This window comes from Streptomyces sp. NPDC046727 (genome assembly GCF_040645635.1).
GTDB lineage: Bacteria > Actinomycetota > Actinomycetes > Streptomycetales > Streptomycetaceae > Streptomyces.
Window position 1 is genome coordinate 82,465 of sequence record NZ_JBEYYR010000005.1, and the last position, 14,044, is coordinate 96,508.

Genomic DNA, 14,044 nt, shown 5'->3' on the forward strand with positions numbered 1-14,044 from the left:
CCACCGCGTCACCAGCGCCGCCGAGCCAGCAGGGAGCGACACCGACCGTGGACACATCCGTCGAGCAGATCGTCGAGGCGCTGCGCGAGTCATTGCTCGAGAACGAGCGGCTGCGCCGGCGACACGCCGAGATCACCGAGGCGGCGCAGGAGCCCGTCGCGATCGTCGGCATGAGCTGCCGCTACCCCGGCGGCGTCAGCACGCCCGAGCAGCTGTGGCAGCTGGTCGACTCCGGGACGGACGCCGTGGGCGACTTCCCCGCCGACCGCGGCTGGGACGTCGAGGGCATCTACGACCCCGACCCCGACGCCCCCGGCAGGACCCATGTGCGCGAGGGCGGGTTCCTGTACGACGCGCCGCGGTTCGACCCCGGCTTCTTCGGCATCAGCCCGCGCGAGGCCATCGCCATGGACCCGCAGCAGCGGCTGCTGCTGGAGACCGCCTGGGAAGCCTTCGAACGCGCCGGCATCGACCCGCACACCCTCAAGGGCAGCCGCACCGGCGTCTACGCGGGCGTCATGTACCACGACTACGGCAGCTGGCTCACCGAGGTGCCCGAAGGCGTGGAGGGCTACCTCGGCAACGGCAACCTGGGCAGCGTCGCCTCCGGGCGCGTCTCCTACGTCCTCGGCCTGGAGGGGCCCGCCGTCACCGTCGACACCGCCTGCTCCTCCTCGCTCGTCGCCCTGCACCTCGCGGTGCAGGCGCTGCGCACCGGCGGGTGCGACCTGGCCCTCGCGGGCGGTGTGACGGTGATGTCCACCCCCGACACCTTCATCGACTTCTCCCGCCAGCGAGGTCTCGCGCTGGACGGCCGCTGCAAGTCCTTCGCCGAGGGCGCGGACGGCACCGGCTGGGGCGAGGGCGCCGGCCTGCTCCTGCTGGAACGGCTCGGCGACGCCCGCCGCAACGGCCACCGCGTGCTCGCCGTGGTGCGCGGCACGGCCGTCAACCAGGACGGCGCCTCCAACGGCCTCACCGCCCCCAACGGCCCCTCCCAGCAGCGGGTCATCCGCGCCGCCCTCGCCGACGCCCGCCTGGAACCCCGCCAGGTGCACGCCGTCGAGGCGCACGGCACCGGCACTCCGCTCGGCGACCCGATCGAGGCCCAGGCCCTGCTCGCCACCTACGGCCAGGACCGCGAGGAGCCGCTGTGGCTCGGCTCGGTCAAGTCGAACATCGGGCACACCCAGGCCGCGGCCGGCGTCGCCGGCGTCATCAAGATGGTGATGGCCATGCGGCACGGCCGGCTGCCCAAGACCCTGCACGCCGAACGGCCCACCTCCCAGGTCGACTGGGAGGCGGGCGCCGTCGAACTGCTCGGCGAGGCCCGTGACTGGCCCGCCGACGGCGAGGCCCGCCGCGCCGCCGTGTCCTCCTTCGGCATCAGCGGCACCAACGCCCACGTCATCGTCGAGGCCGCCCCCGAGCCCGAGGCCCGGGCGGCGGAGCCCTCCTGGACCGGGCCGCTCCCGCTGGTGCTGTCCGGCAGCGGCGAGCAGGGCCTCGCCGCGCAGGCCCGCCGCCTCCTCGGCCACCTCACCGCCGGCACCGATCCCGTGCCCGACGTCGCCCTCACGCTCGCCACCGGGCGGGCCGCGCTGGACGAGCGGGCGGTCGTCACCGGCGCCGACCTGCCCGCCCTCACCGCGGGCCTGGCCGCACTCGCCGAGGGCAACGCCGCGCCGAACGTGGTGCGCGGCAGGCCCGCGGGGGAGTCCCGCATCGCCTTCGTCTTCCCCGGCCAGGGCTCCCAGTGGGCCGGCATGGCCGCCGACCTGCTCGACACCTCACCCGTGTTCGCCGCCACCATGGCCGACTGCGCCGCCGCCCTCGCGCCCGTCACCGACTGGGATCTCATCGAGACCGTACGGGCGCGTGAGCCGCTGGAACGCGTGGACGTCGTCCAGCCCGTGCTCTGGGCGATCATGGTGTCGCTCGCCGAGGTGTGGCGCGCGCACGGGGTCCGGCCCGCGGCCGTCATCGGCCACTCCCAGGGCGAGATCGCCGCCGCCTGCGTGGCCGGTGCCCTCTCCCTCGCCGACGGCGCCCGCGTCGTCGCCCTGCGCAGCCAGGCCATCGCCCGCGAACTCTCCGGCCGCGGCGGCATGATGTCGGTGGCCCTGCCCGAGGCCCGGGTCCGCGACCTCGTCGCCCGCTACGACGGCCGCGTCTCGGTCGCCGCCGTCAACGGGGCCTCCTCCGTGGTGCTGTCCGGCGACGCCGACGCCCTCGACGAACTCCGCGAGACGATCGTGGCCGGCGGCGACCGCGCCAAGCGGCTCCCCGTGGACTACGCCTCGCACTCCGCGCACGTCGAGTCGATCCGGGAACGGCTGCTCGCCGACCTGGCGGGCGTTCGGGCCCGGCCCGCCGAGGTGCCGTTCTACTCCACCGTCACCGGCGCCCGGCTCGACACCACCGGTCTGGACGCCGGCTACTGGTTCACCAACCTGCGGCAGAGCGTGCTCTTCGAGCCGACCACCCGCACCCTGCTCGACGCCGGGTACGGGGTGTTCGTGGAGTGCAGCCCGCACCCCGTGCTGCTGCACAGCATCGAGGAGACCGCCGACGCCGCGGGCGCCGACGTCACCGGCCTCGGCTCGCTGCGCCGCGACGACGGCGGCCCCGAGCGCGTCCTGGCCGCCCTGGGCGAGGCCTTCGTCGCCGGCGTCCCCGTCGACTGGTCGGCCGTGTTCCACGGCATGCCGGTACGCCCCGCCGACCTGCCCACCTACGCCTTCCAGCGCGAGCGGTACTGGCTCGGCCGCTCCGCCGGCGCCGGCGACGTCACCGCCGCCGGACTCCAGAGCACCGGCCACCCCCTGCTCGGCGCCGCCGTCCAGGTCGCCGAGGGCGGCACCCTGTTCACCGGCCGTCTCTCCACGGCCACCGCCCCCTGGCTGGCCGACCACGCCGTGTCCGGCACCACCCTGCTGCCCGGCACCGCCCTCGTGGAGCTGGCGCTCGGTGCGGGCCACGACCTCGGCTGCGGACACCTCGCCGAACTCACCCTCCAGGCACCGCTGGTGCTGCCCGGCCGGGGCGCGAGCCGGCTGCAGCTGCACGTGACCGCCGCCGACGACTCCGGACACCGGGCGCTGACCGTCCACTCCCGCCCCGAGGACGCCGACGACACGGCCTGGACCCTGCACGCCACCGGCCTGCTCGCCCCGCAGACCGCCGCGCCCGCCTTCGACCTCACGGCCTGGCCGCCCCGGGGCGCTGAGCCCGTACCGGCCGAGGACGCCTACGCCCGGCTGGCCCGACTCGGCTACGACTACGGGCCCGCCTTCCAGGGGCTGCGCGCGGTCTGGCGGCGCGGCGACGAGACCTTCGCCGAGGTCGAACTGCCCGTGGAGGCCGACTCCTTCGCCCTGCACCCGGCCCTGTTCGACGCCGCGCTGCACGCCGACGGCCTCGGCACCGACGGCGAGGACACCGCCCGGCTGCCGTTCGCCTGGACCGGGGTCTCGCTGTACGCGGCCGGCGCCACCGCGCTGCGGATCCGGCTGCACGGCGGCGAGACGCTGTCGGTCCAGCTGGCCGACGCCACGGGCGCCCCGGTCGCCGAGGTCGAGGCCCTGGTGTCCCGGCCGGTCGACCCGGCCGCGCTCGCGTCGACCGCCCGCGTGGACGACCTGTACCGCCTGGACTGGCCGGCGCTGCCCGTGCCCGAGACGCCCGCACCCGCGTACGCCGTGCTGGACGAGCAGGGCCTGGCCGCGCTGGAGGCCGTGCCCGGCTGGGTGGTGCTGCGGGCCGGCGGCGACGACCCGGTCACCGGCGCCCGCCGGGCGACCGAGCGGGTCCTGACCGCCGTACAGGACTGGCTGGCCGACGAACGCACCGCCGCCGCACGGCTGTTGGTCCTCACGCGGGGCGCCGTGGCCGTGGGGGAGGAGGACGTCACCGACCTGGCGGGCGCCGCCGTGTGGGGACTGGTCCGGGCCGCGCAGGGCGAGCATCCCGGGCGGTTCGTGCTCGTGGACTGCGTAGCGGATGCCGAAGCCGCCATGGACTCCGCCGCGGACGCCGACGCCGCCGTGGCCGCCGCCGCGGTGAGCGACGAGCCCCAACTCGCCCTGCGCGACGGCACGCTGCACGTCCCCCGGCTCGCCCGCGCCACCCCCGAGGGACGGATACCGTCCCTCGATCCGGACGGCACCGTCCTGATCACCGGCGGCACCGGCGTCCTGGGCGCCCTGGTCGCCCGGCACCTGGTCGCCGAGCACGGCGTGCGCCGCCTGGTGCTGGCCGGGCGAAGCGGCACCGCCGCCGACGACTTCGCCGACGTCGACGCGGACATCGCCGTGGCCCGCTGCGACGCCGCCGACCGCGAGCAACTGGCCGCACTCATCGCCGAGATGCCGCCCGCTCATCCGCTGACCGCCGTCGTCCACCTCGCCGGCGTACTCGACGACGGGCTGCTGACCGACCAGACGCCCGAGCGCCTGGCCGCCGTACTGCGGCCCAAGGCCGACGCCGGCTGGCATCTGCACGAGCTGACGCGTGACCTCGGCCTCGCCGCGTTCGTCCTGTTCTCCTCCGCCGCCGGCACGGTCGACGGCGCCGGGCAGTCCGGCTACGCCGCCGCCAACGCCTTCCTCGACGCGCTGGCCGCCCACCGCAGGCACCACGGCCTGCCCGCGCACTCCCTGGCCTGGGGCTTCTGGGAGCAGCGCACGGGACTGACCGCGCACCTCACCGACGCCGACGTGGAGCGCATGGCCCGCGCAGGGGTCCGCCCCCTCCCCACCGAGCAGGGCCTGCGCCTGCTCGACGCCGCCCTGGCCACCGACGAGTCACTGCTGCTCCCGGTCGGTCTCGACCTGGCCGTGCTGCGCCGCGCCACCGACGTCCCGGCCGTGCTGCGCGGCCTGGTCCCCGCACGCGCCCGCCGCACCGCGGCCTCCCGCACCGACTCCGGGTCGCTCGCCGACCGGCTGGCCGCCCTCGGCCCCGCCGAACGCGACGCGGCCCTCATGGAACTGGTCCGCACCCATGTCGCCGCCGTGCTCGGACACGGCAGCGACATGACCCTGGACCCGCGCCGCTCGTTCCGCGAGGTGGGCTTCGACTCGCTGACCGCGGTGGAACTGCGCAACCGCCTCGGCAACGCGGTGGGCCTGCGCCTGCCCGCCACCCTCGTCTTCGACCACCCCGACGCGGGCGCGCTCGTGGGCCACCTGAGGACGGAACTCTTCGGAGCGCTTGCCGAGGACGCCGCCGAGAGCGCCGTGCCGGGACCCGACGACGAGCCGGTCGCCATCGTCGCCATGGCCTGCCGCTACCCCGGCGGCGTCAGCACGCCCGAGGAGCTGTGGCGGCTGCTGGCCGACGGCGGTGACGGCATCGGCGCCTTCCCGGCCGACCGCGGCTGGGACCTCGACGGCCTGTACGACCCCGAGCCCGGCAAGGCCGGCCACTGCAGCACCCGCCAGGGCGGATTCCTGTACGACGCCGCCGACTTCGACCCCGACTTCTTCGGCATCGGACCGCGCGAGGCACTGGCCATGGACCCGCAGCAGCGGCTGCTGCTGGAGACGTCCTGGGAGGCGCTGGAGCGGGCCGGCATCGACCCGCACTCCGTGCGCGGCAGCCGTACCGGCGTCTTCGCGGGCGTCATGTACCACGACTACGGCAGCCGGTTGCGGCGCGTGCCCGAGTCCGTGCGCGACTACCTCGGCAACGGCAGCCTCGGCAGTGTGGCCTCCGGCCGGGTCGCCTACGCCCTCGGCCTGGAGGGTCCGACCCTCACCGTCGACACGGCGTGCTCGTCGTCCCTGGTGGCGCTGCACCTGGCCGCGCAGGCGCTGCGACAGGGCGAGTGCACCCTGGCGCTGGCCGGCGGTGTGTCCGTGATGTCGACCGTCGACACGTTCGTGGACTTCAGCAGGCAGCGCAACCTCGCCGGTGACGGCCACGCCAAGTCCTTCGCCGACGCCGCGGACGGCACCGCCCTGTCCGAGGGCGCCGGAATCCTCGTGGTGGAACGGCTGTCGGACGCGCGGCGCAACGGTCACGAGGTGCTGGCCGTGGTCCGTGGCTCCGCTGTCAACCAGGACGGTGCGTCCAACGGCCTGACGGCACCGAACGGCCCGTCGCAGCAGCGGGTGATCCGGCAGGCGCTGGCGGCGGCCCGGCTGTCGGCCGCGGACGTGGACGCGGTGGAGGCGCACGGCACCGGTACGACGCTGGGCGACCCGATCGAGGCGCAGGCCCTGCTGGCCACCTACGGCCAGGACCGCGAGGAGCCGCTGTGGCTGGGCTCGGTCAAGTCCAACATCGGGCACACCCAGGCCGCCGCCGGGGTCGCGGGCGTCATCAAGATGGTCATGGCGATGCGGCACGGCGTGCTGCCACGGACCCTGCACGTGGATCAGCCGTCCACGAAGGTCGACTGGGACGCCGGCCGGGTCAGCCTGCTGACGGAGCATCAGCCGTGGCCCCGGCGAGACCGTCCGCGCCGGGCCGGTGTGTCGTCCTTCGGGATCAGCGGCACCAACGTGCACACGATCATCGAGGAGGCACCCGCCGAGGAGCCCGCACCGACAGCGGAACCGGCCCCGCTCCTGCCCCTCGTGATCTCCGGCGCCACCCCCGAGGCACTGGCCGCCCAGGCCGCACGGCTGCGCGCGGTCGCCGACCGGCCCCTGGCCGACCTCGCCCGCTCCCTGGCCACGGGCCGTGCCGCCCTCACCCACCGGGCCGCGCTCGTCGCCCGTGACCGGGAGGAACTCCTGGCCGGACTCACCGCGCTGGCCGACGGCACCGCCGCCGACACCGTGGTCCGCGGCCGGCCCGCCGGACGGAAGACCGCCTTTCTCTTCACCGGCCAGGGCGCCCAGCGCGTCGGCATGGGCCGCGGTCTGTACGCCGCCCACCCCGCCTTCCGGCAGGCGCTGGACGCGGCCTGCCAGGCGCTCGACGCCCACCTCGACCGCCCGCTGCGGGACGTGATGTGGGCCGAGCCCGGCACCGAGGAGGCCGGCCTGCTCGACCAGACCCTGTACACGCAGAGCGCCCTGTTCGCCGTGGAGACCGCCCTGTACCGGCTGCTCGAGTCCCACGGGGTCCGCGCGGACTGGCTGGCCGGCCACTCCATCGGCGAGCTGACGGCCGCGCACGTCGCCGGCGTCTGGGACCTCGCGGACGCCGCCCGGCTGGTCGCCGCGCGCGGCCGGCTGATGCAGGCGCTGCCCGCCGGGGGTGCGATGCTCGCCGTGGACGCCACCGAGGAGGAGGTGCTCCCGTACCTCGGCCCCGAGGTGTCCGTGGCCGCCGTCAACGGGCCCCGCGCCGTCGTCGTCTCCGGCACCGAGGCCGCCGTGGAAGCCGTCGCCGAGGCCTTCCCCGGCCGCCGTACCAAGCGGCTGCGGGTCGGCCACGCCTTCCACTCCCCGCTCATGGACCCGATGCTGGCGGAGTTCGAGAAGACCGCCCGCGCACTCCGGTACGCGCCGCCCGCGATCCCCGTCGTCTCCAACGTGACCGGCGCGCGCGCCGGCGAGGACGAGCTGTGCGACCCCGCGTACTGGGTCCGGCACGTCCGCGAGGCCGTCCGCTTCGGCGACGGCGTCCGGGCCCTGGAGGCCGACGGCGTGCGCACCTTCCTCGAACTCGGCCCCGACGCCGTCCTGTCGGCCATGGGCGCACACGCCGTCGCCGACGCCGAGCAGTCGGCGTTCGTCCCGGCGCTGCGCCGCGACCGCGACGAGGAGCGGACCTTCGCGACCCTGCTCGGCACCGCGCACGTGCGCGGTCTGACCGTCGACTGGCAGCGCGCGTTCGCCGGCACCGGCGCCCGCCGCACCGACCTGCCGACCTACGCCTTCCAGCGCACGCGGCTCTGGCTGAACGACGCGCCCGCCACGGCTACCGACGCGGGCGGTCTCGGCCAGGCGCCGACCGGGCACCCGCTGCTCGGTGCCGCCCTGGAGCTGGCCGGCGCCGACCGGGTGGCCCTGACCGGCCGCCTCTCCCTGACCACCCACCCCTGGCTGGCGGACCACGCGGTGGCGGGCGTCGTCCTCGTCCCGGGCAGCGCCTTCGTCGAACTGGCCGTCCAGGCAGGCGACCGCACCGACTGCCCGCGGGTGGAGGAGCTCACCCTGGAACGGCCCCTCGTGCTGCCCCGGCACGGCGCCGTCCACCTCCAGGCGGCCGCCGCGGCCCCCGACGCCGACGGGCGCCGGCAGCTGACCGTGCACGCCCGCCCGGAGGGCGCGGACGGCGAGTGGACCCGGCACGCCACCGGCGTCCTCGCCCCGCACACCGCACCCGAACCGGCCGCCGACACCGTCTGGCCGCCCACGGGAGCCGTACCCGTGGACGTCTCCGGCACCTACGACCACCTGGCCGGCCAGGGCTACCACTACGGCCCGTCGTTCCGCTGCCTGCGCGCCGCCTGGCGGCTCGGCGACGAGGTCTGCGCCGAACTCGCCCTGCCCGACGCCGACGCGGCCGACGGCTTCGCACTGCACCCGGCGCTGCTCGACGCCACGCTGCACGCCATCGACCTGCTCGACGGCCAGGACCCGACCGTGATGACGCTGCCCTTCTCCTGGGAGGGCGTCACCCTGTACGCGACCGGGGCCACGGCGGTGCGGCTCCGCCTGACCCCGCACGGCACCGACCGCATGACCCTCCGCCTGTACGACGGCTCGGGCGCGCCCGTCGCCGAGGTGACGTCGCTGCGCATCCGCCAGGTGACCGCCGGGCAGCTGAACGCGGCCACGCCGGCGCCCGGGGACCTGTTCCGGGTGCGGTGGACCGCCCTGCCGGTCGTCGCCGACGGCTCCGGACCCGTGCCCCGCACGCTCACCGTGACCGTGGAGGACTCCGCCGCGGATCTGCCGACGCTGGCCCGACGGACCGCCGTGGAGGCCCTCACGGCACTCCGCCGGCACCTCGCCGACACCCCGGACGGTGCGCCTGTGGTGGTCCTGACCCGGTCCGCCGTCGCCGTCCACGCCGACCGCGCGCCCGACCCGGCGCAGGCCGTCGTCTGGGGCATGGTCCGGGCGGCGGCGGTCGAGCACCCCGGCCGGTTCGTGCTCGTCGACACCGACGACGACCCCGCCTCGGCCGCCGCCCTCCCCGCCGCCGTCGCCACCGGCGCACCCGAACTCGCCCTGCGGGCAGGCACGGTGTACGTACCGGAACTGGCGAGGACGGCCGAGACGGAGCAGGCGAGGGCGACCACCGTGGATCCCGACGGCACGGTCCTCGTCACCGGCGGCACCGGCAGCCTCGGCCGGCTGCTGGCCCGGCACCTGGTCACCCGGCACGGCGTACGCCACCTGCTGCTGGCCGGCCGCGGCGGGCGCCTGCCCGACCCCGCCGCCGTGGACGACCTGGCCGCCCTCGGCGCGACCGTGACCGTCGCCGCGTGCGACGTCACCGACCGGGACGCGCTCACCGCCCTGCTCGCGTCGGTGCCGGCCGAGCATCCGCTGACCGCCGTGGTGCACGCCGCGGGTGTCCTGGACGACGGGCTGCTCACCGACCTCACCCCGCAGCGGCTGGAAGCGGTGATGCGGCCCAAGACCGACGCCGCCTGGCATCTGCACGAGCTGACGCGTGACCTCGGCCTCGCCGCGTTCGTCCTGTTCTCCTCCGCAGCGGGCACCCTCGGCGCGGCGGGCCAGGCCAACTACGCCGCCGGGAACGCCTTCCTGGACGCCCTGGCAGCGCTGCGCCGAGCCGAGGGGCTGCCGGCGCTGTCGCTGGGCTGGGGACTGTGGGACACGGGGGAGGGCATGGCGGCCGGGCTCGGCGAGACCGAGCTGCGCCGGCTGGCCCGCGACGGAATCCTGCCGCTGCCCGCCGACCGGGCGCTGGCCCTGTTCGACCGGGCGCTCACCGCGGACGACACCCCGGCCGCCGACCGGGCCCTGCTGCTGCCGGTCCGCGTCCAGGTCACCGACGACGCCCCCGCCCTGGTACGGGGCCTCGCCCCGGCGGCCGTACGCCGCACCGCCCGGGCGGCGGCCGGCCCCGCGCCGGCGTCCGCCGAGCCGCTGCCGCGGCGGCTGGCCGGGCTGAGCGCCGCCGACGCCCTGCAGCTGCTGGTGGACACCGTGTGCGGACATGTCGCCGACGTCCTCGGACACGGTTCCGGCGGCGCCGTCGACCCCCGGCGCCCGCTGGGCGACCTGGGCGTGGACTCGCTCGCCGCCCTGGAACTGCGCAACCGGCTCGGCGCCGACACCGGCCTCAGGCTGTCCACCACCCTCACCTTCGACTACCCCACCTCCGACGCCCTCGCCCGGCACCTCTTCGAGGAACTCGGCGGGGACACCTCCGCCGGCCTCGTCGACATCGAGGCCGAAGTGGTGCGCCTGGAGACGGTGCTGGGTACCGCGCTGGACTCGGCCGCCCTGGATGAGGAGCAGCGGGCCCGGGTGGCCGCCCGGCTGCGCACCCTCAGCGCACGGTGGGACGGCACCGGGGAGTGGCGGGAGAGCGGACCCGGGCACACCGGCGACACGGGCCTGGAGACCGCCTCCGCCGACGAACTCTTCGACATCCTGGACGACGAACTCGGCAGCTTCAGCTGAGCCCCCTGTGTCCCTGCGACGGGCAGGGCGCGGCCCCACCGGTGGAGTCACCGGCGAGGCCGCGCTCCGTCGCGCGGACGACGGGAGGGAGCGCTCTCAGACCACGCACAAAAAAGAGAGGGGGAGCGCTGTCAGCCCGTGGACGAGTGGGTGCCGGCCCAGCGGTCCGAGAGCTTCGGGATGCGGTGGTCCAGCATCTTCGACGGCAGCTCCGAACGGCTGGCCACGTTCAGCTTGCGGTAGACCCGGGTCAGGTGCTGCTCCACCGTGCTGATCGTGACGTGCAGACGGGCGCTGATCTCCCGGTTGGTGTATCCGAGCGCGGCCAGCCCGGCGACCCGGCACTCCGCGTCGCTCAGGATGGCGGGGCCGCCCTCCGACTCCGAGGTCTCGGGCCGTGCCGGATCCTCCAGCAGGTGCGCGTCGACCGGCGACTCGATACGGCAGGCCTCGGCCTCCCGTGCCGCCTGCCGCGCCACCAGCCGGGCCCGGGCGTACTCGCCGAGTTCGTAGTGCGCCGCGGACAGGTCGGCGTACGCCTGGGCCAGCGCGTAGCGGTCGCCGCACGTCTTGAGCAGGTCGATCGACTCGCGCAGCAGCGAGGCCCGGCGGTGCGGCTTGCATGTCGCGGCCAGCAGGCGCAGCGCCATGGCCCGCGCCCGGGAACTGTGGCCGCCGGGCAGCCGCAGCTGCTCCTCGGCCCACTCCCGGGCCGTGCGGGCCTTGCCGATCCGCAGGTTGGCCAGGGCCAGGTCCGACCGCCAGGGGATCCCTTTCTGCAGGCTGGGGTTGCCCTCCCGGAGCAGCCGGCCGCAGGTCTCGAAGTCGCCCAGCGCCGCGAACGGGCGGTCGGTGGCGAGATAGTGATGACCACGGGCCCGCAGGTACTGGATGCCGAACACGGTACGGAACATCGGCTCGGGCACATCGTGCTTGAGCAGCTCCTCGGCCTCGGCGTAGGAACCCAGGGCGGTGTGCGCGGAGATCGCCGTCGACAGCGGGAGGCCGATGAGAACCCCCCAGCTCTGGGCGCGCAGTGTGCCGAGCGAGGCGAGCGCGCCCCGCGCCGCGGTGGTCACGTCCCCCTGGAGCAGGGCGATCTCCGCCCGGACGCTGCCGAGCAGGGCCTGCCATGTCGTCGCCCGGCGTTCCACGGCGCACTCCAGCAGCGCGTCGCAGGCGTCGGCGGCGATCGCGGGCCGGTCCGCGTGGGCGATCGCCAGCAGGGACATGGCGACCAACTCCAGGTTCAGATGGTCCAGTTGGTGTCCCTGGAGGGCCTGGGCGACGGCCGCCGCCGACTCGTCGGTGGCCTCACCGCCGATGAGCGCCGCCACCCGGGCGGCCAGTCCACCGGTCTCGGTGTGCACCGGCCGGCGGCGCGGGTCAAGACCGGCGGCCGGGGCGCCCTTGCCGGGGAGCGCCACGCCGTAGAACCACTGCCGTACGAACTCCACCTCGGCGACGAGCTGGGCGTCGGCGGGCGACTGCGGGTGGACGAGGGTGGCCACGGCCTGGGCGGCCAGCTCGGTGTCGCCCCGCCACAGCATGTACCGCAGGACCGTGGCGGTGTCCCGCATGCTCAGGTCGCCCTCCAGCGCGGCCTCGCGCAGCGGTTCCAGGTGCGGGCCGGCCGCGGCGGGGTTGGTGCGCCACTCCGCGCGCGCGAGAGCCACCGACAGCGCGTGGCGTTCGCGTTCGTCGGCGCAGTCGCGCAGGATCAGCCCGAGGTAGTCGGTGCAGCGCTCCACGTCGTCCGCGGCCAGCGCCTGCTCCGCGGCGGCGCGCAGGATTCCCGCGCCCCATCGGGCGGGGACGAGGTCCGTGAGGTGGAGGTGACGCGCCACCTCGACGGCGGGCGCGCCGGAACGATACAGCGTGTGGGCGATCCGGCTGTGCAGCTCGGTGCGTGCGGCGGCGTCCATGTCCGCCAGGACGGCCGCGGCGCCGGTCGGCTGCCGGAAGGAGTAACCGTCCAGCAACCCGGAGGAGTTGAGGACGTCGACGGCCTCCTGCGCGCCGGCCGGAGTGGTGCCGGCCAGCTCCGCGACGGGAACGGTCTCCGCCAGGGGGCCGAGCGCGGCCAGGACCCGGGCCACCCGGACATGGCCCGGATCGCCGCGGTGCAGCAGGGACAGCACGGTCTGGCGGTAGGCGGCGCCGGCGATGGGCCGGTCGATCTCGGGCGCGAAGCGCGTGCTGTCGTCCAGCAGGGCGTGCACCAGCAGGGGGCTCCCGGCGGTGGCCCGGTGGTAGGCGCTGCGGACGTGCCCCGGCAGGCTCCGTCCGGCCTGGGCGGCGAGGAGTTCGCCGACGCTGGCCTCCGACAGCGGGGCCAGCCGCACCCGTCGGTGCGGCTGGCGCAGGAGTTCCGTGTGCGCGGGCGAGCGGATCTCGCCGAAATGCCCTGAGGTGGCACACACCACGAGGACCCGCCTGGAGCGGCTGCGGTGCAGCAGACGGACGATCGTGTGCAGCGAGGCGCGGTCCATCGCGTGGGCGTCGTCCACGGCGATGACCAGGGGACGTTCACCGCGGACGAGGTCCAGGAGCGCCTCGCCCGGCCGGTGCCCGCCGTGCACGGGCACGGCATTGTTCCCGTGCCCGGTGGGACGGCGATTTTCCGCCGCGGAGTTCACTGCCGGAGGTGCGTGGTGTGATATCGCGCACTCCGCCTCCGCGTTCCGTAGTAATTGCCCTACGAGGCTCAGTGGCTGATCTCGTTCGGTCGAGCAGGCCGTACCCGTCAGTATGCGCGCGTCGGTGCTGTTCAGAGTGGTGAGGAATTCATGCACAAGCTGGGTCTTGCCGGATCCGGGACCGCCCGTGATGATCACGAGTCGGCCGTTTCCCCGCGCGCTCTCGGTGAACGCTTCGCCCAGGGCCCGCAGTTCTCTCGAACGGCCGAAGAGGTGCATTGTGGGTCCCCCCTAGATTCATTTTTCCAAGCGAGGTGGTGCCCCGTTTCCCGCGTGACGAGGCGGCGTCGTGCAACGGTGCGTGAAGATTTTGTGAGCGCTACGGTGCCGCCGCAAAGGCGGCGCGCCGAGCCGGTCCGGGCCCTGGTGGACGGCTTCTGGACCGCGGCGAAACGTCCGTTCGCCCGCCGGTGTGATCCCTGACTGCACCGCGAGAGAGGCGTCGCATCCTCTGGTCTCCCGTTTTTGCCGCGTACCGCGGGCGGACCCCAATGCTGCCACGCATTGATGTGCCGATTCCTGCCGCCGGTACAGCCGCGAGAGGGTCCGGAATCCCTGGACCGAATGGTTTCGGCCAATTTCTGGCTGACTTTGATTCGGGACGTCCACGGCTTTGCTGGTCGAGTGCCGAATTGAGATTTAGATGCTCATAGCAGACAGAGACGCTATCTGTCCAGGTCAACGTTGTCAACTACGTCCTGGTGATGACCCTTGCCTACTCTCCGGATCGTCCACCGAGACGTCCTTTTACAGTCCTGTGATTTACCGGATGGTTAAAGA

2 protein-coding genes are annotated in these 14,044 nt (G+C 75.0%); one reads left to right on the forward strand and one right to left on the reverse strand.

Features of this window, described 5'->3' with window-relative positions; genetic code table 11:
* The first annotated feature begins 47 nt into the window (after window positions 1-47).
* Window positions 48-10,565 (forward strand): SDR family NAD(P)-dependent oxidoreductase, encoded by a 10,518-nt coding sequence (locus ABZ937_RS07835; protein ID WP_361687170.1) that lies wholly within the window; start codon window positions 48-50, stop codon window positions 10,563-10,565.
* Between the two features lie 131 nt (window positions 10,566-10,696).
* On the opposite strand, the gene ABZ937_RS07840 is transcribed toward ABZ937_RS07835, so the two are convergent.
* On the reverse strand, window positions 10,697-13,483 hold the full coding sequence (locus ABZ937_RS07840) for an AAA family ATPase (RefSeq protein WP_361687173.1): 2,787 nt from the start codon (window positions 13,481-13,483) through the stop codon (window positions 10,697-10,699).
* Window positions 13,484-14,044 lie beyond the last annotated feature (561 nt).

What these genes read in the sequence shown, in the direction of transcription:
- ABZ937_RS07840 (WP_361687173.1), bottom strand. Translation starts at nt 13,483, where the DNA reads ATGCACCTCTTCGGCCGTTCGAGAGAACTGCGGGCCCTGGGCGAAGCG.